The organism is Streptomyces sp. NBC_01296 (genome assembly GCF_035984415.1).
Lineage (GTDB): Bacteria > Actinomycetota > Actinomycetes > Streptomycetales > Streptomycetaceae > Streptomyces.
On the sequence record NZ_CP130720.1, the window covers coordinates 3,761,997 to 3,778,414 of the forward strand.

Below are 16,418 nucleotides of genomic sequence, written 5' to 3' on the forward strand. Positions count from 1 at the left end.
ATATCGGCATCCGGCCACAAGTCCGGTCCGGAGCTGCTCGAGAGGGCCCGGCGTGTCAACTGCCGGTGGTCTCCACGGACTCGAACCGCCAGCGGTGCACCGGCCGGGTGATGAGATCGGCGGCGGGCTCCGGGAGTTCGGGCAGTTCCGCCGCCAGACCTTCGGCGGCTTCCCACCAGGTGACGACCAGCACCCGGTCCTGCGGGGCCCGCAGCAGCTCGCGGCGCACCGGCTCGCGCGCCAGCACCTGCGAACGGGCCCACTCCAGCAGCTCGTTGCCCCGCCCGGCGGCGGCCCGGGCCTCCCACATCAGCGTGACGGTGCCCATCAGTACAGGTTGTCCTTGCTCAACTCGTGCACGTGGTCGTGGTCATGGCCGTGCGCGGGGGAGTGCGTGTGAGCGGTGCCCGGAACGTGCGGGTCCGTCACCGGCAGCGAGGAGTCCGCCGACAGGTCCCAGTCCGAGGCCGGCCGGTTCCGCTTGACCATCTCCGCGCCCAGCGCCGCCACCATCGCGCCGTTGTCCGTGCACAGCTTGGGCCGCGGCACGCGCAGGATGATCCCCGCGTCGTCGCAGCGCTCCTGCGCCAGCGACCGCAGCCGGGAATTGGCCGCCACACCGCCGCCGATCATCAGGTGGTCGACGCCCTCGTCCTTGCACGCGCGGATCGCCTTGCGGGTCAGCACGTCCACCACGGCCTCCTGGAAGGACGCCGCCACATCGCGCACCGGCACCTCCTCGCCCGCGTTCCGCTTCGCCTCGATCCAGCGGGCGACCGCCGTCTTGAGACCGGAGAAGGAGAAGTCGTACGCCGCGTCGCGCGGCCCCGTCAGCCCGCGCGGGAAGTTGATCGCCTTCGGGTCGCCCTCCCGCGCGAGCCGGTCGATGACCGGGCCGCCGGGGAAGCCCAGCTGCAGCACGCGCGCGATCTTGTCGAAGGCCTCGCCCGCCGCGTCGTCGATGGTCGCGCCCAGCGGCCGTACGTCGGAGGTGATGTCCGGGGCGAGCAGCAGCGAGGAGTGCCCGCCGGACACCAGCAGCGCCATGGTCGGCTCCGGCAACGGCCCGTGTTCCAGCTGGTCGACGCAGATGTGCGAGGCCAGGTGGTTCACCCCGTACAGCGGCTTGCCGAGCGCGTACGCGTACGCCTTGGCCGCCGAGACGCCCACCAGCAGCGCCCCCGCGAGGCCGGGACCCGCGGTGACGGCGATGCCGTCGAGGTCGCGGGCGCTGACCCCGGCCTCCTTCAGGGCGCGCTCGATGGTGGGGACCATCGCCTCCAGGTGCGCCCGGGAGGCCACCTCGGGCACGACGCCGCCGAAGCGCGCGTGCTCGTCGACGCTGGACGCGATCGCGTCCGCCAGCAGGGTGGTGCCGCGGACGACGCCGACGCCGGTCTCGTCGCAGGAGGTCTCGATGCCGAGGACGAGCGGTTCGTCAGCCATTGCTCTCACTGCTCTCAGTGCTCTCAGTCGTTGCTTGTGCGGGGTCGGTCAGGCGCATCACGAGCGCGTCCACGTTGCCGGGCTGGTAGTAGCCCCGCCGGAAGCCGATCGGCTCGAAGCCGAAGCGCTCGTAGAGCTTCTGGGCCCGGGTGTTGTCCACCCGTACCTCCAGCAGCACCTCGGCGCACTCGAACGCGGTGGCGGCGCGCAGCAGGTCGGTGAGGAGCCGGGCGCCGAGCCCGGTCCCCCACTGGTCGCGTGCGGCCGCGATGGTCTGTACGTCGGCCAGGTCACCGGCGGCGGCCAGCCCGGCGTAACCGACCAGGCGGCCATCGGGGGTCTCGGCGACCACGTAGCGGCGGGTGGCGTGCGGGCCGCGGGCGTGGGCGAGCTCGGACCAGAACATGCCCGCGGACCAGGCGTCCTCGGGGAACAGCTCGTGTTCCAGTTCCAGCACGGGCTCGATGTCCCACCAGCGCATCTCGCGCAGTACTGCGGTCACTGCCGTCACTGCCGTCACTGCGGGGTGACCACCTTGTAGTTCTTCGGCACCTGCGCGTCGGGGCGGCGCAGGTACAGCGGCGTCGCAGGCAGGAACTCGGCTCCGGCCGCGAGACGTTCCACCGCCAGGGCGGCGAGGGCGGCGGCGCTCTGGTGCTCGGGGGCCCGCGCGTCGGTGAAGACGTCCGGGTACAGCTGCGCGCCCTGGCCCACCGCGGGCAGGCCGGCGACCTGCTCGGCGATGTCGGCCGGGCGGTCCACCGCGGGCTCGCCGACGCGCGTGCGCGGGTCCTCGTACCGGGCCCAGTAGACCTCCTTGCGCCGCGCGTCGGTGGCCACGGTGAAGGGGCCCTCGATCCCGGCGGCGCCCGCGGCGTACGCGAGGCCGTCGAGGGTGCACAGGCCGTGCACGGGGATGCCGAGCACGGTGGCGAAGGTGGAGGCGGTGACGAGGCCGACGCGCAGCCCGGTGTAGGGGCCGGGTCCGACGCCGACGACGATGCCCGTGAGGGCGTCGAGCTTCAGCCCGGCCTCGGCGAGGACCTTGTCGACGGAGGGCAGCAGGAGCTCCCCGTGGCGGCGGGCGTCGACCTGGTTCGACTCGGCGAGGACGGACTCGCCGTCGTGCAGGGCGACGGTGACGGCGGGCGTGGCGGTATCTACAGCGAGCAAGAGCACGCGAACAGCCTACGACTCCGGGGCCCCGGGCCCTCGCGGCCGGTCGCCGGGCACCCCGGCTGCTACCTTCGACCCAGGTATCGGCCGAGGTCCGAGCCGGGACACGGTATGCCCGGCCGGCGCTGCGGCAAGGGGAAGCACGGGAGAGGTGGAGCAAGGTGGCACGCAGCAGCTCGGGAATCGTGGCCGGGCTCACCGTGGTGGCGCTCGCCGCCGTCGGCTTCCTCGGTTACCAGGCCTCTGCGACCGCGCCCGCGCACCCCCCGCACGCGGCCCCGCCGGTCACGGCGCCCTCCCCCGTCCCCTCCGCGCACCCGGCCGAAGCGGCGAAGCCGGTGGCCGTGCCGGCCGAATCGGGTACGGGCTCGCGCGTCGTGTATTCGATGGCCCTGAAGCGGGTGTGGCTGGTCGGCGAGAGCGGGCAGGAGCCGAAGTCGTTCCCGGTCAAGCCGAGCACGGCGCACCCGAAGCCGGGCACGTACCTGGTGAACTCGCGCTCGGGCGCGGTCACCGGCTCGGACGGGGTGCCGATCGAGCACGTCGTCCGGTTCGCCACGGCGGACGGCGTCGTGGTCGGGTTCAGCTCCCGGGTGGACGGCCAGATGCCGGAGCCCGACCCGAACAAGAAGACCGGCGGGATCCGCATGACGCGGGCCGACGGCGATGCGATGTGGGCCTTCGCGACGATCAGCTCGAAGGTCGTCGTCGTCCCCTGACGCCCTGCCCCCCTGACCGGGCAGCCCGCCACGGATTCACCCGAACGGGCTACCGGACGTGCGGGCCACCGCGCAACGCGGACCTCTCAGGCCGCCTCGGACTCCGGGGCGGCCTGTTCGCGTACGTCGGGCCTGGCGCCCACCTCGGCCCCGGTGCCTTCGGGCGCGTCCGGGGCGTGCTCCCGCACAGGTGGCGTCGAGACCGCCGTGGCGGCCGCGCCCGCGGCGAGCAGCGCCCCCATCGACACGACGGACGGGCGGGGGTCGCGCTGCACTCCTGCTGCGGACATGGCTGCCTCCTGGCCCGGGCCGGCCCGTACTTAGGTAGGCCTAACCAGCCCTCTGTACCATGTCACCACGCGCGACTCCATCGGCGCAATATCTTGCCGACGAGTTGTCGGTACGTTTTCCCGCGCCGCCCCTCGGCCGCCCCTCGCCCGTCGCCCCTCGCCCCTAGCGCACCGGGGCCAGCGCCGCCAATGCGCCCGGCCCGGACCAGCGCGAGCCGATCCCGCGCACCGAGACCTCCCGGACGTCGTCCAGGACCTCCTCGTGGCCGACCGCCCGGGCGATCACCACGTGCAGCCGGTCGTCGGAGAGCTCCTCGACCTTGCCGTCGCCCCACTCCACGACGACCACGGACTCGGGCAGCGAGACGTCGAGGTCCAGGTCCTCCATCTCGTCCAGGCCGCCGCCGAGCCGGTACGCGTCCACGTGCACCAGCGCCGGCCCGCCGCGCAGCGAGGGGTGCACCCGGGCGATCACGAAGGTCGGCGAGGTCACGGCGCCCCGTACGCCCAGCCCCTCGCCCAGGCCCCGGGTCAGCGTGGTCTTGCCCGCGCCGAGCTCCCCGGTCAGCAGGACGAGGTCGCCGGGGCGGAGCAGGCCGGCGAGAGTGCGGCCCAGCTCCTGCATGGCCTCGGGCGAGTCGACGGTGAGGCGCGCCTCGGCGCCGGCCGCCTCAGCTGCCTGCTGCGGTGCCTGACGCTGCGGTGTCTGACTGCGCGGCGCTCGCGCTTCCAGCGGTACTTCTTCCATGCCCGCCAACGTTAGTCGCTGCGGGCACCGCACCGGTGCGCGCCAGCAGGTCGGTGAGCAGCCCGGTCACCGTCTCGGGGTACTCCAGCATCATCAGGTGCCCGGCGGACTCCAGGACGACGAGCTCCGCGGCCGGCAGGGCGTCCTTGATGGCCTGGCTGTGCGCGGCCGGGGTGACCATGTCGCGGTCGCCGGCGATGACGGTGACGGGGATGTCGGCGAACCGCTGGAGGGCGGCGCTCTTGTCGTGGATCTGGAAGGCCGGGTAGAACTCGGCGACCACGTCGATCGGGGTGGCCTCGATGAGCCGCTCGGCGAAGCGCGCGACACCGGGGTCCACCTCGCGGGGGGCGCCGAACGAGTACATCTTGATCATGCCCGCGAAGAGGTCGGCGGTGGCCCGGCGGCCCTTCTCGACCAGCTCCACCTGCGAGCCGAGCGCCTTGAGCACGGGCGGCAGGATTCGGCGCACGGCGCCCATGCCGACCGAGGGCAGCCCGTACGTCACCTGGTCGAGGTGCCCACTGGAGGTGCCGACGAGGGCCACGCCGATCACCCGGTCGCGGATGAGCTCGGGGAACTGCTCGGCCAGCGCCATGATCGTCATGCCGCCCATCGAGTGGCCCACCAGGATCAGCGGGCCCTCGGGCGCGGCGGCGTCGATGACGGCCTTCAGGTCGCGGCCGAGCTGGTCGATGGTCACGCGCTCGCCGTCGGCCTGGGAGAACCCGCGCGCGCTGCGGCCGTGGCTGCGCTGGTCCCAGTACACGGCGCGGACCATGCCGCGCAGGGCGGCGCGCTGGAAGTGCCAGGAGTCCTGGCCGAGGCAGTAGCCGTGGCAGAACACGACGGTCGGGGCGGCCGGTTCCTTGCGGCGCAGCCGGGGCCGCTTCTTCGGGGTCTCGGACGGCTCGTCGACCTCGTAGTAGATCTCGGTGCCGTCCTCGGCGTAGCAGGCTCCGGCGGTGCCGCGCAGGGAGCCGTAGTCCCCGGTGGCGTCGAGCGCGAGGCGCGCCTTGCGGCGCATGCCGCGCCCGACCGTGATCCGTTCGACGGCGACGCCGGCCGCCGCGCCTGCGGCTATCACGCCGATCGCAGCGCCGGCCCAGCCGGCTTTGCGCCAGTTCTCGCTCACGCCGTCCTCACGCTCACGTCGTCCTCACTCAGCCTCAGCCGCCCAGGTAGACCCGAGGAACACGCACCCCGATACGGGTGACGATCTCATAGGCGATGGTGTCTGCCGCTCGGGCCCAGTCCTCGGCGGTGGGCTCGCCGTGCTCGCCGCTGCCGAAGATGACGGCCTCGTCCCCGGCCCGTACCAGGTCACTGCCCAGGTCGACGACGAACTGGTCCATGGCGACGCGTCCGGCGACGCGGCGGATCTTCCCGCCGACGGAGACCGGCCCGCGGCCGGAGGCGTGACGCGGGATGCCGTCGGCGTATCCGGCGGGGATGAGGGCGAGGTTCGTCTCGGCCTCGGTGACGTAGTGGTGCCCGTAGCTGACCCCGTGGCCCGGGGGCACGGCCTTGACCAGTGCCACGGAGGCCTTGAGGGTCATGGCGGGCCGCAGGCCCAGCTCCTGGGAGGTGCCGAGCTCGGGGGCCGGGGACACGCCGTAGACGGCGAGGCCGCAGCGCACGAGGTCGTAGTGGCTCTCGGGCAGCGTCAGCGTCGCGGGCGAGTTCGCGATGTGCCGGACCTCGGGCTCCACGCCCTCCTTCTCGGCGTACGCCAGCATCTCGCGGAAGGACGCAAGCTGGAGCGGGATGGAGGGGTGGCCCGGCTCGTCGGCGCAGGCGAAGTGGGACCAGAGGCCGGTGATCTTGACGGTGCCCTCGGCCTGGGCGGCGACGGCCGCGCCGACGAGCTCCGCCCAGTCGGCGGGCTGGCAGCCGCCCCGGCCGAGGCCGGTGTCGGCCTTGAGCTGGACCCTGGCCCGGCGGCCGGCGGCGTGCGCGGCCTTGCGCACCTCGTCGAGGGCCCACATCCCGCTGACGGAGATGTCCAGGTCGGCCTCGACGGCCGCCTGCCAGGGCCCGCCGGGGGTCCACAGCCAGCACATGACCGGCCCGCCGATCCCGGCGGCGCGCAGCGCGAGCGCCTCCTCGGGGGTGGCGGTTCCGAGCCAGGTGGCACCGGCCTCCTGGGCCGCGCGGGCGCAGCGGATCGCGCCGTGGCCGTAGGCGTCCGCCTTGACGACGGCCATCAACTCGGCCCCTGGTGCCCGCTCGCGCAGTGCGCGCACGTTCGCCCGTACGGCGTCAAGATCGATCTCGGCGTACACGCGCGTCGGTGTCTCGTTCATCGCCCCCAGTCTCTCAGAGCCCGGCCATGGCTTGCTCGACCGCCGTCCCCCTCACGCACACCGGGATGTTCCACCCCCGTTGGGACCACTCAGGGGACGCGGGGGTCCGTATGCCGACGACGGGAGCGGGGCCGTCCGGGTGGGGCCGCGGCGTCACGGGGCCTGGACACCGCGCCAGGCCTCCGGGAGGGATTCCGCGATCTGCTGGGCGAGGAGCGGGGCTCCGGAGGCGGCCCGGCGCCCCGCCAGACCGTGGAGGTACGCCGCGACCGAAGCGGCGTCGACCGCCGGCAGGCCCGAGGCCAGCAGGGAGCCGGCCAGGCCCGACAGGACGTCACCGCTGCCGGCCGTCGCCAGCCACGCGGTTCCCGTCGGGTTGACCCGGACCGGGCCGCCGCCCCGGGACACCAGGGTCGTCGAGCCCTTCAGCAGGGCCGTCGCCCCGTACCGCGCCGCCAGCGACCGTACGGACGACAGCCGGGCCGACTCCACCGCCTCCCGGGACATCCCCAGCAGCGCCGCCGCCTCCCCCGCGTGCGGGGTCAGCAGCGTCTCGGCCGGGCGGGCCCGCAGCACCTCCGGGTCCAGCCCGCGCAGCCCGTCCGCGTCCACCAGCACCGGGACCGGGTCGGCCAGGACCTCCGCGACCTCCGCCGCCCGGCCCGCCCCCAGCCCCGGCCCGACCACCCACGCCTGCACCCGGCCCCGCCCGATCAGCGTCTCGGGGTACCGCGCCAGCACCGCGTCCGCCGCCGGCCCGACGTACCGCACGGCGCCCGCGCCGCCGCGCAGCGCCCCGGCGACGGCGAGCACCGCCGCGCCCGGGTACTGGGCCGACCCGGCGACGATGCCGACCACGCCCCGGCGGTACTTGTCGCTCGACGCCGTCGGAGCCGGCAGCAGCGCCGCCACATCGGCGTGCTGCAACGCCTCGGCGTCCGGCTCCGGCAGCGACAGCCCGATGTCCACCAGGCGCAGCGCGCCCGTGCGCGAAGCCCCCGGGTCGATGAGCAGCCCCGGCTTGTACGCCCCGAAGGTCACCGTGACATCGGCCCGGACGGCCGGGCCGGCCACCTCCCCGGTGTCCGCGTCGACCCCGCTCGGCAGGTCCACCGCGACCACGACCACGCCGGCCGGGATCTGCTCCACCAGCTCCGCCGCGGCCGGCCGCAGCCCGCCGCGCCCGCCGATGCCGACGAGCCCGTCCAGTACGAGGTCCGCCTGGCCGGGGACGTCCGGCGCGACCCGGCCCCCGGCGGCCAGCAGCGCCCGCAGCCCGCCCGCGTGAAGCCGCTCCGGATCCATCGGCACCGCCGTCACCCCGGCGCCGCGCCGGGCCAGCCGGGCGCCCGCGTACAGGGCGTCGCCGCCGTTGTCCCCCGGCCCGACGAGCAGGACGACGCGCGCCCCGTACACCCGGCGCAGCAGGCCCGCGCACACGGCGGCCAGTCCGGCCGCAGCCCGCTGCATCAGGGCGCCCTGCGGCAGCCGGGCCATCAACTCCCGCTCGGCGGCCCGTACGGTCTCCACGCTGTAAGCAGTACGCATGGCACCAGCGTGCCCGAACCCCGGGGAGCCGGCCTATCCTTCGGCGATCACCACGGCGGAGGCCACACCCGCGTCGTGGCTCAGGGAGATGTGCCAGGACTTCACGCCCAGCGCCAGCGCCCTGGCCTCGACCGTTCCCGACACCCGCAGCCGCGGCTGCCCGGTCTCCTCCACGTACACCTCGGCGTCGGTCCACAGCATCCCGCCGGGCGCGCCGAGCGCCTTGGCGAGGGCCTCCTTGGCCGCGAACCGGGCGGCGAGCGAGGCGATCCCGCGCCGCTCGCCGCTCGGGAGCGTCAACTCGGAGTCGACGAACAGCCGCCCGGCCATGTTCGGGGTGCGCTGCAGCGCCTCACCGAACCGCTCGATCTCGGCAACGTCGATCCCCACACCGATAATCACAACGCCAACTCGCTTCGCTCACTCCACGGTCACCGACTTCGCGAGATTACGCGGCTGGTCCACCTCGTTCCCCCGCGCCGTCGCGAGCTCGCACGCGAAGACCTGCAGCGGCACCGTCGCCACCAGGGGCTGCAGCAGCGTCGGCGTCGCCGGGATCCGGATCAGGTGGTCGGCGTACGGGACGACCGCCTCGTCGCCCTCCTCCGCGATCACGATGGTCCGCGCCCCGCGCGCCCGGATCTCCTGGATGTTCGACACGATCTTGTCGTGCAGCACGGAACGCCCGCGCGGCGACGGCACGACGACCACCACCGGCAGGTCCTTCTCGATCAGCGCGATCGGCCCGTGCTTGAGCTCGCCGGCCGCGAAGCCCTCGGCGTGCATGTACGCCAGCTCCTTGAGCTTGAGCGCACCCTCCAGGGCCACCGGGTACCCGACGTGGCGCCCGAGGAACAGCACCGTGTTCTTGTCCGCCAGCGAGCGCGCCAGCTCCCGGACCGGCTCCATGGTCTCCAGTACGGTGTCCACGGCCGCGGCGATGTCGGACAACTCGCGGACCACCGCCTCGATCTCGTCGCCCCACTTCGTACCCCGGACCTGCCCGAGGTACAGCGCGACCAGATAGCAGGCCACCAGCTGCGTCAGGAACGCCTTGGTCGAGGCGACGGCCACCTCGGGACCGGCGTGCGTGTACAGCACCGCATCCGATTCGCGCGGGATCGTCGACCCGTTCGTATTGCAGATGGCCAGCACCTTGGCCCCCTGCTCGCGCGCGTGCCGCAGCGCCATCAGGGTGTCCATGGTCTCGCCGCTCTGCGAGATCGCGACCACCAGCGTCCGCTGGTCCAGGATCGGGTCGCGGTAGCGGAACTCGCTCGCCAGCTCCGTCTCGCACGGGATGCGGGTCCAGTGCTCGATGGCCAGCTTCGCGATCATGCCCGCGTGGTACGCCGTACCGCACGCCACGATCACGACCTTGTCGACCTCCCTGAGCACCGAGACGGGGATGCGCACCTCGTCCAGGGTCAGCGAGCCGCTCGCGTCGATCCTGCCCAGAAGGGTGTCGGCGACAGCCTTCGGCTGCTCGGCGATCTCCTTGAGCATGAAGTAGTCATACCCCCCCTTCTCGGCCGCCGAGGCGTCCCAGTCGACGTGGTACGCCCGCACGGACGCGGGTGCACCGGCGAAGTCGGTCACCGTGACCCCGTCGCGGCGGAGCTCGACGACCTGGTCCTGCCCCAGCTCGATCGCGGACCGGGTGTGGGCGATGAACGCGGCCACGTCCGAGGCGAGGAAGTTCTCACCTTCCCCAACGCCCACCACCAGGGGGGAGTTCCGGCGCGCCCCGACCACCACGTCCGGCGCGTCGGCGTGCACCGCGACCAGCGTGAACGCGCCCTCCAGCCGCCGGCACACCTGCCGCATGGCCTCCGCGAGATCCCCGCAGGCACCGAACCGCTCCGCCAGCAGGTGCGCGACGACCTCGGTGTCCGTCTCGGACTCCAGCCGGTGCCCGCGCTCGGCCAGTTCGGCGCGCAGCGCGGCGAAGTTCTCGATGATGCCGTTGTGCACGACGGCCACCCGGCCCGCGTTGTCCAGGTGCGGGTGGGCGTTGACGTCGGTGGGCCCGCCGTGGGTGGCCCAGCGGGTGTGCCCGAGTCCCGTGGAACCGGCCGGCAGCGGGTGCCCGACCAGCTCCTTCTCCAGATTGACCAGCTTCCCGGCCTTCTTGGCGGCGACGAGCCCCCCGTCCGCGAGCACGGCGACGCCCGCCGAGTCGTAGCCGCGGTACTCGAGCCGCTTGAGTCCGGCGATGACCACATCGAGCGCCGACTGCGCTCCCACGTAACCCACAATTCCGCACATACGGCGCAGCGTACGCCGTAGTTGGCCGTCTGCCCGGTACCTGAACAAGACGAAACCCCGCCCCGGCGCATGCGCCGGGGCGGGGTTGACGGTCGGTGCGGCCGGGGTCAGCCGAGCTTCTTGACCTGGGTGTCGATCAGCGCCTTCGGGTGCTCGGCCGTGCCCGTCAGGCTGACCGAGCTGAAGGTGGCCACGGTGGAGCCCTTGCGGGTGACGGTGATCAGGATCGTGCCCTTGTCGCCGCCGCTCAGGTCGGCGGTGAGGGACAGGCTCGCCGACTCGTCGCCGCCGGTGACGGCCGGACCGGGCTTGACGCTCTCGTACTTGGTGGTGTCGCCCTCGGCGGTGGCACTGAAGCCGCCCGCGCACGCGGTGCCCGCCGCCTTGACGGAGGCGAGCAGCTCCTCCGCGCCCTTGCCTTCGTACGAGGAGAGCCCGGTCATCGTCGTGGTGACGCCGAACGCGTTCTTGATCGCCTCGAGCTTCTCCTCCGGCGAGGCGTTCTCGGCCGGCTCCTTCGGCTTGGCGCCCAGCGCCGTACGGGCGACGCCGGTCGGCGTACCGACCTTCTGCAGGGCCTGGGACTGGACCAGGACCTTGCACGCGGCCTTGTCGGTGGTGACCGGGGTCGAGTCGACCTTGGCCAGCTTGGCGCCCGCCTCGGCCTGGACCACGTAGTCGGGGACCTCGGCCTGGGTGACCAGCAGGGCGGTCAGCTCGGCGTCCGTCTTGCCCTTCGCGGCCGGGGCCGCGGACGACGCGGCGGCGGACGGCTTGGCGTCCGGCTTCTTGTCGTCCGCCTTGTCGGAACCGCAGGCGGTGGACAGAAGGGCCAGGGACACCGCGGAGGCGGTCAGGACGGTACGACGGACAAGAGTGCTACGCACGAAGGATCTCCCCCAGGAAAACACGGCAAAGACAGCAGCGGCAGCAGAAGGAGCGCCGCGGTGATCAAGCAAATCTACGGGGCGGTTCGATCACGGCCAGTCCATTTTCCGCCCGCTGCGGCCGATCGTGACCGGAGCGCGATCCGCACCCCGGCTCGCGGCCGGCTCGAGACCGGCACGGGAACCACTGCACGACACCCCGCAGACACCGCTGCGACGGCCCGGACCCCCGGCACGTGACCGACCACACCACCCACAACCGCCTCCGAGCCACGACAATGGCCCTGTGATCACTTCGCCGCCACGAAGCACGCAGCCGGACAGCGCGATGGAGCGCCCCGGCCGTCCCGAGCGACCTCACCGCCGGGCCGAGGTCTCTCCCTACGTCGACCTCACCCGGGACGAGTGGAGCGCCCTGCGCGAACGCACCCCGCTCCCCCTCACCGCCGACGAGGTCGAACGACTGCGCGGTCTCGGCGACGTCATCGACCTCGACGAGGTCCGGGACGTCTACCTCCCGCTCTCCCGCCTCCTCAACCTCTACGTCGGTGCCACGAGCAACCTCCGCGGCACCCTCAACACCTTCCTCGGCGACGCCGGCAACGGGCACGGCGCGCAGCAGGGCACCCCGTTCGTCATAGGGGTCGCCGGCTCCGTCGCCGTCGGCAAGTCCACCGTGGCCCGCCTGCTCCAGGCCCTGCTCGCCCGCTGGCCGGAGCACCCCCGCGTCGAGCTGGTCACCACCGACGGCTTCCTGTACCCGATGAAGGAGCTCCAGCGCCGCGGGCTCACCTCCCGCAAGGGCTTCCCGGAGTCGTACGACCGCCGCGCGCTCACCCGCTTCGTCGCCGACATCAAGGCGGGCAAGGACGAGGTGACGGCCCCCGTCTACTCGCACCTCATCTACGACATCGTCCCGGGCGAGCAGCTCGTCGTACGCCGCCCGGACATCCTGATCGTCGAGGGGCTCAACGTCCTCCAGCCGGCCCTGCCCGGCAAGGACGGCCGCACGCGCGTCGGCCTCGCCGACTACTTCGACTTCAGCGTGTACGTGGACGCCCGCCCCGAGGACATCGAGCGCTGGTACCTCAACCGGTTCCGGAAGCTGCGCGAGACCGCCTTCCAGAATCCTTTCTCCTACTTCCGCAAGTACACCCAGGTCTCCGAGGAGGAGGCCATGGAGTACGCGCAGACCATGTGGCGCACCATCAACAAGCCCAACCTCCTGGAGAACGTGGCCCCCACCCGCGGCCGCGCGACCCTCGTCGTACGCAAGGGCCCGGACCACAAGGTGCAAAAGCTCAGTCTCCGCAAGCTCTGACGCCGTCACGCACCAGGGGGTGTCTTGTCGATCGAGCCTGGCCTGATCGGCAAGACACCCCCTAGGGTGCGGCCATGCTGCACCTTCGGTTGATCACCCCGGCCGACCGGACCGAGGCCGTGGTCTCGGTCATCGAATCGACGGTCGGCACCACCCATCTGGTCGTACTGCCGGGCGTCGCCCGCGAACCCCGGGGCGACGTCGTGCTGTGCGACGTCGCCCGCGAGGCGGGGGACGAGCTGCTGAACGAGCTCCGGGAGCTGGGCATCGAGCAGGACGGCTCGATCGCCGTCGAGACCATCGACCTGTCGCTGTCCCGGCGGGCCGACGCGGCCGAGGAGGAGGCCCCGGGCGAGGCCGCCGACGCGGTGCTGTGGGAGCAGCTGACGGAGGCCACCCACGAGGAGTCCACGCTCACCATCACGTACGTCGCGTTCATGATCCTCGCGACCATGATCGCGGCATGCGGCGTCGCCCTCGACAACGCCATCCTGATCGTGGGAGCCATGGCGGTCGGTCCGGAGTTCGGCCCGCTCGCGGGCGTCTGCACCGCGGTGGTGCAGCGGGCGCCGCGGCTCGCCCTGCGATCCCTCGGCGCGCTGCTGATCGGCTTCGCCGCCGCGATCGTCGCCACGACCGTCTTCAGCCTGGGGATGGACGCGATCGGGCAGTTCCAGGAGGGGATGCTGGAGCGGCCCCGCCCGAACACCGGCTTCATCTGGCAGCCGGACCCGTTCTCGTTCGTGGTGTCGCTGCTCGCGGGCGTGGCGGGGGTGCTGTCCCTGACGTCCGCCAAGTCCGGGGCGCTGGTGGGCGTCGCGATCTCCGTGACCACCGTCCCGGCCGGTGCGAACGCCGCCGTGGCCCTCAGCTACGGCGACTTCTCCCAGATGTGGGGTTCGGCGGAGCAGCTGCTGCTGAACCTGGGCGGGATCATGCTGGCGGGCATCTTGACCCTGTACGCGCAGAAAGCGCTGTGGCGGACCCAGCGCGGCCGCTGGGTCCGCCGGCCGAAGACCTGAACGGCCCGGTGACGACGTCGGCCCCGCCCTCCGGAACAACACGGAAGGGCGGGGCCGACGTACGGACCGGGGGCCGGGCCTAGCCGAGCGCCGACTTGACGACGTCCGCGAGCCGCCCGGCGACCGCGCGGGCCTGCTCGATGTCGGCGGCCTCGACCATGACCCGGACGAGCGGTTCGGTACCCGACGGACGGAGCAGCACCCGGCCGGTGGTGCCCAGCTCGCGCTCGGCGTCCGCGACGGCCGCGGCCAGCTCGGCGGAGGTCCCGACCCGGGTCCTGTCCACGTCGGGGACGTTGATCAGCACCTGCGGCAGCCGCTGCATGACGCCCACCAGGTCGGCCAGCGACCGGCCGGTGGCCACGACGCGCGCCGCCAGCATCAGGCCGGTGAGCGTGCCGTCGCCGGTCGTGGCGTGGTCAAGGATGATCACGTGGCCGGACTGCTCGCCGCCGAGGGCGTAGCCGTGCTCCTTCATCGACTCGAGCACGTACCGGTCGCCGACGCCGGTCTGCACGACCTGGATGCCCTCGCCCTCCATGGCCAGCTTGAAGCCGAGGTTGGACATCACGGTGCCGACGACGGTGTTGCCGCGCAGCTGGTCGGCCTCGCGCATGGCCAGCGCCAGCACGGCGAGGATCTGGTCGCCGTCGATCTCCGCGCCGGAGCCGTCGACCGCGAGGCAGCGGTCCGCGTCGCCGTCGTGCGCGATGCCGAAGTCGGCGCCGTGCTCGACCACGGCCTGCTTGAGGAGCCCCAGGTGGGTGGAGCCGCAGCCGTCGTTGATGTTGAGGCCGTCCGGCTCGGCGCCGATGGTGACGACCTCGGCACCCGCCCGGGTGAAGGCCTCGGGCGAGACGCGGGCGGCGGCGCCGTGCGCCTCGTCCAGGACGATCTTGAGCCCGTCCAGGCGGTTGGGGAGGACACCGATGAGGTGCGCGACGTACTTGTCGAAGCCCTCGTCGTAGTCGGAGACGCGGCCGACGCCGGCGCCGGTCGGACGGTCCCAGGGGGCGCCGGTGCGGTGCTCGTCGTAGACGGCCTCGATGCGGTCCTCGAGCTCGTCGGCGAGCTTGTGGCCGCCGCGGGCGAAGAACTTGATGCCGTTGTCGGGCATCGCATTGTGGCTGGCGGAGAGCATCACGCCGAGGTCGGCACCCAGCGCACCGGTGAGATACGCCACCGCCGGGGTGGGCAGCACACCGACGCGCAGGACGTCCACGCCCGCGCTCGCGAGGCCCGCGACGACCGCGGCCTCCAGGAATTCGCCGGAGGCGCGGGGGTCGCGGCCGACGACCGCGGTCGCCCGGTGGCCCGCGAAGGTGCCTGCCTCGGCGAGTACGTGGGCAGCTGCCACGGAGAGACCGAGCGCGAGCTCAGCCGTCAGATCCGCGTTGGCGACGCCGCGTACACCGTCCGTCCCGAAGAGTTGTCCCACTGTTGTCCTCCCGAGTTCACACTTCGTTTGTGACCGCTTGTGACATGTATTTGCCGCTTGTGGCGGTAAACGAACCGCCCCGGCAGCACGGAGAGTGCTGCCGGGGCGGTTGTTGCTGAACAGCAGGCGCAGATTAACGCTTGCTGTACTGCGGGGCCTTACGGGCCTTCTTGAGACCGGCCTTCTTGCGCTCGACCGCACGGTCGTCGCGGGAGAGGTAGCCGGCCTTCTTCAGCGCCGGGCGGTTGTTGTCCACGTCCGCCTCGTTCAGCGCACGGGCCACGCCGAGGCGCAGGGCGCCGGCCTGGCCGGAAACGCCGCCACCCGAGATGCGGGCGATGACGTCGTAGCGGTTGTCCAGCTCAAGGAGCTTGAACGGGTCGTTGACTTCCTGCTGGTGCACCTTGTTGGGGAAGTAGTCCTCAAGGGTGCGACCGTTGATCTTCCACTTGCCGGTGCCCGGAACGATCCGGACGCGGGCGATGGCGTTCTTGCGACGGCCCAGGCCTGCGGCAGGCTGCGGGTCGCCGAAGCGGCCGGCAAGGGACTCGGAGGTGTAGTCGCCCTCGACGACGACCTCGGACTCGCTGGTGTACTCCTCGACGTTGCCCTCGAACTCTTCGACGGGGGTCGTCTCGGCGGTGGTCTCGGCCACGATGCTCCTCAGAATTTTCTACGTCTTAGGGGGTGGCCGGAACTACTGCGCGACCTGGGTGATCTCGAACGGCACCGGCTGCTGGGCAGCGTGGGGGTGCTGGTCGCCCGAGTAGACCTTCAGCTTCGAGAGCATCTGACGGCCCAGGGTGTTCTTGGGGAGCATGCCCTTGATGGCCTTCTCGACGGCCTTCTCCGGGTTGTTCGCCAGGAGGTCGTCGTAGCGCACGGAACGCAGACCGCCCGGGAAACCGGAGTGGCGGTACGCCATCTTCTGGGTCGCCTTGTTGCCGGACAGGTGAACCTTGTCGGCGTTGATGATGACGACGAAGTCGCCCATGTCCATGTGAGGCGCATAGGTCGGCTTGTGCTTGCCCCGCAGGAGGGCAGCGGCCTGGGTCGCCAGACGGCCGAGGACAACGTCCTGGGCGTCGATGACGAGCCACTGGCGCGAGATGTCGCCGGGCTTGGGGCTGAACGTACGCACGCGTATGCCTTCGCTTCTTCAGTGGTGGTATCCCAAAGGGCGCAAGCCCCCACGGGAAGGTCCTGACAGGGTCACCACGGACGATCACGACAGCCCTCGTTCACAACG

General features: G+C 72.4%; 18 protein-coding genes. 3 read left to right on the plus strand and 15 right to left on the minus strand.

Features of this window, described 5'->3' with window-relative positions; translation table 11 throughout:
• Positions 1–55 precede the first annotated feature (55 nt).
• Genes OG299_RS16670 through tsaB form a run of 4 tightly spaced genes read right to left on the minus strand, consistent with a single transcriptional unit; the run spans position 56 to position 2,625 of the window.
• Complete coding sequence (locus OG299_RS16670; RefSeq protein WP_266626396.1) at positions 56–328, minus strand: hypothetical protein; 273 nt, start codon at positions 326–328, stop codon at positions 56–58.
• Positions 328–1,446 carry a tRNA (adenosine(37)-N6)-threonylcarbamoyltransferase complex transferase subunit TsaD gene (gene tsaD, locus OG299_RS16675; protein WP_327361894.1) on the minus strand — a complete coding sequence of 373 codons (1,119 nt, stop codon included), beginning with the start codon at positions 1,444–1,446 and terminating at the stop codon, positions 328–330. The genes OG299_RS16670 and tsaD overlap by 1 nt, the downstream gene beginning before the upstream one ends.
• The gene (rimI, locus tag OG299_RS16680; protein ID WP_266633316.1) at positions 1,439–1,957 is read right to left on the minus strand and encodes a ribosomal protein S18-alanine N-acetyltransferase; all 519 of its coding nucleotides are present in this window, start codon (positions 1,955–1,957) and stop codon (positions 1,439–1,441) included. The genes tsaD and rimI overlap by 8 nt, the downstream gene beginning before the upstream one ends.
• Positions 1,958–1,962: 5 nt before the next feature.
• On the minus strand, positions 1,963–2,625 hold the full coding sequence (tsaB, locus tag OG299_RS16685) for a tRNA (adenosine(37)-N6)-threonylcarbamoyltransferase complex dimerization subunit type 1 TsaB (RefSeq protein WP_266626398.1): 663 nt from the start codon (positions 2,623–2,625) through the stop codon (positions 1,963–1,965).
• 158 nt (positions 2,626–2,783) lie between these two features.
• Between tsaB and OG299_RS16690 the strand changes: the two genes are divergently transcribed.
• Positions 2,784–3,341: a hypothetical protein gene (locus tag OG299_RS16690; RefSeq protein ID WP_327361895.1), complete on the plus strand. Its 558-nt coding sequence runs from the start codon at positions 2,784–2,786 to the stop codon at positions 3,339–3,341.
• 86 nt (positions 3,342–3,427) lie between these two features.
• On the opposite strand, the gene OG299_RS16695 is transcribed toward OG299_RS16690, so the two are convergent.
• The 8 genes from OG299_RS16695 to OG299_RS16730 all read right to left on the minus strand — a co-directional run bounded on the left by OG299_RS16695 (position 3,428) and on the right by OG299_RS16730 (position 11,388).
• Positions 3,428–3,631: a hypothetical protein gene (locus OG299_RS16695; protein ID WP_266626400.1), complete on the minus strand. Its 204-nt coding sequence runs from the start codon at positions 3,629–3,631 to the stop codon at positions 3,428–3,430.
• Positions 3,632–3,794: 163 nt separating this feature from the next.
• Complete coding sequence (gene tsaE / locus OG299_RS16700) at positions 3,795–4,379, minus strand: tRNA (adenosine(37)-N6)-threonylcarbamoyltransferase complex ATPase subunit type 1 TsaE (protein WP_327361896.1); 585 nt, start codon at positions 4,377–4,379, stop codon at positions 3,795–3,797.
• A complete protein-coding gene (locus tag OG299_RS16705) occupies positions 4,303–5,514 on the minus strand; it encodes an alpha/beta fold hydrolase (protein WP_266626402.1) in 1,212 nt (403 codons plus the stop codon). Before OG299_RS16705 ends, tsaE begins: the two co-directional genes overlap by 77 nt.
• Before the next feature lie 34 nt (positions 5,515–5,548).
• Positions 5,549–6,685 (minus strand): alanine racemase, encoded by a 1,137-nt coding sequence (gene alr / locus OG299_RS16710; protein WP_266626404.1) that lies wholly within the window; start codon positions 6,683–6,685, stop codon positions 5,549–5,551.
• A gap of 153 nt (positions 6,686–6,838) precedes the next feature.
• Complete coding sequence (locus OG299_RS16715) at positions 6,839–8,233, minus strand: NAD(P)H-hydrate dehydratase (RefSeq protein ID WP_327361897.1); 1,395 nt, start codon at positions 8,231–8,233, stop codon at positions 6,839–6,841.
• 33 nt (positions 8,234–8,266) lie between these two features.
• Entirely contained in the window at positions 8,267–8,635 is a 369-nt protein-coding gene (locus OG299_RS16720) for a holo-ACP synthase (RefSeq protein ID WP_266626408.1), read from the minus strand.
• An 18-nt stretch (positions 8,636–8,653) separates the two neighbouring features.
• On the minus strand, positions 8,654–10,501 hold the full coding sequence (gene glmS, locus OG299_RS16725) for a glutamine--fructose-6-phosphate transaminase (isomerizing) (protein WP_327361898.1): 1,848 nt from the start codon (positions 10,499–10,501) through the stop codon (positions 8,654–8,656).
• A gap of 107 nt (positions 10,502–10,608) precedes the next feature.
• Positions 10,609–11,388: a hypothetical protein gene (locus OG299_RS16730; RefSeq protein ID WP_327361899.1), complete on the minus strand. Its 780-nt coding sequence runs from the start codon at positions 11,386–11,388 to the stop codon at positions 10,609–10,611.
• A gap of 328 nt (positions 11,389–11,716) precedes the next feature.
• On the opposite strand from OG299_RS16730, the gene coaA reads away from it, so the two are divergent.
• Both coaA and OG299_RS16740 read left to right on the plus strand, forming a co-directional pair.
• The gene (coaA, locus tag OG299_RS16735) at positions 11,717–12,709 is read left to right on the plus strand and encodes a type I pantothenate kinase (RefSeq protein ID WP_266633318.1); all 993 of its coding nucleotides are present in this window, start codon (positions 11,717–11,719) and stop codon (positions 12,707–12,709) included.
• Between the two features lie 74 nt (positions 12,710–12,783).
• Positions 12,784–13,731, plus strand: coding sequence for a DUF389 domain-containing protein (locus OG299_RS16740; RefSeq protein WP_327361900.1), 948 nt, complete (start codon positions 12,784–12,786; stop codon positions 13,729–13,731).
• Positions 13,732–13,810: 79 nt separating this feature from the next.
• Here the strand turns inward: OG299_RS16740 and glmM are convergent, their stop codons facing one another.
• The 3 genes from glmM to rplM all read right to left on the minus strand — a co-directional run bounded on the left by glmM (position 13,811) and on the right by rplM (position 16,310).
• Positions 13,811–15,169, minus strand: a complete 1,359-nt coding sequence (gene glmM / locus OG299_RS16745) for a phosphoglucosamine mutase (protein WP_327361901.1) — start codon at positions 15,167–15,169, stop codon at positions 13,811–13,813.
• Between the two features lie 133 nt (positions 15,170–15,302).
• Complete coding sequence (rpsI, locus tag OG299_RS16750) at positions 15,303–15,824, minus strand: 30S ribosomal protein S9 (RefSeq protein WP_266664716.1); 522 nt, start codon at positions 15,822–15,824, stop codon at positions 15,303–15,305.
• Positions 15,825–15,866: 42 nt separating this feature from the next.
• Positions 15,867–16,310, minus strand: a complete 444-nt coding sequence (rplM, locus tag OG299_RS16755) for a 50S ribosomal protein L13 (RefSeq protein WP_030864410.1) — start codon at positions 16,308–16,310, stop codon at positions 15,867–15,869.
• Positions 16,311–16,418 lie beyond the last annotated feature (108 nt).

Bases quoted from the DNA above. Each gene is read 5' to 3' on its own strand.
- OG299_RS16670 (WP_266626396.1), bottom strand. From the start codon at position 328: ATGGGCACCGTCACGCTGATGTGGGAGGCCCGGGCCGCCGCCGGGCGG.
- tsaD (WP_327361894.1), bottom strand. From the start codon at position 1,446: ATGGCTGACGAACCGCTCGTCCTCGGCATCGAGACCTCCTGCGACGAG.
- OG299_RS16695 (WP_266626400.1), bottom strand. From the start codon at position 3,631: ATGTCCGCAGCAGGAGTGCAGCGCGACCCCCGCCCGTCCGTCGTGTCG.
- tsaE (WP_327361896.1), bottom strand. From the start codon at position 4,379: ATGGAAGAAGTACCGCTGGAAGCGCGAGCGCCGCGCAGTCAGACACCG.
- alr (WP_266626404.1), bottom strand. From the start codon at position 6,685: ATGAACGAGACACCGACGCGCGTGTACGCCGAGATCGATCTTGACGCC.
- OG299_RS16715 (WP_327361897.1), bottom strand. From the start codon at position 8,233: ATGCGTACTGCTTACAGCGTGGAGACCGTACGGGCCGCCGAGCGGGAG.
- glmS (WP_327361898.1), bottom strand. From the start codon at position 10,501: ATGTGCGGAATTGTGGGTTACGTGGGAGCGCAGTCGGCGCTCGATGTG.
- coaA (WP_266633318.1), top strand. From the start codon at position 11,717: ATGGAGCGCCCCGGCCGTCCCGAGCGACCTCACCGCCGGGCCGAGGTC.
- OG299_RS16740 (WP_327361900.1), top strand. From the start codon at position 12,784: ATGCTGCACCTTCGGTTGATCACCCCGGCCGACCGGACCGAGGCCGTG.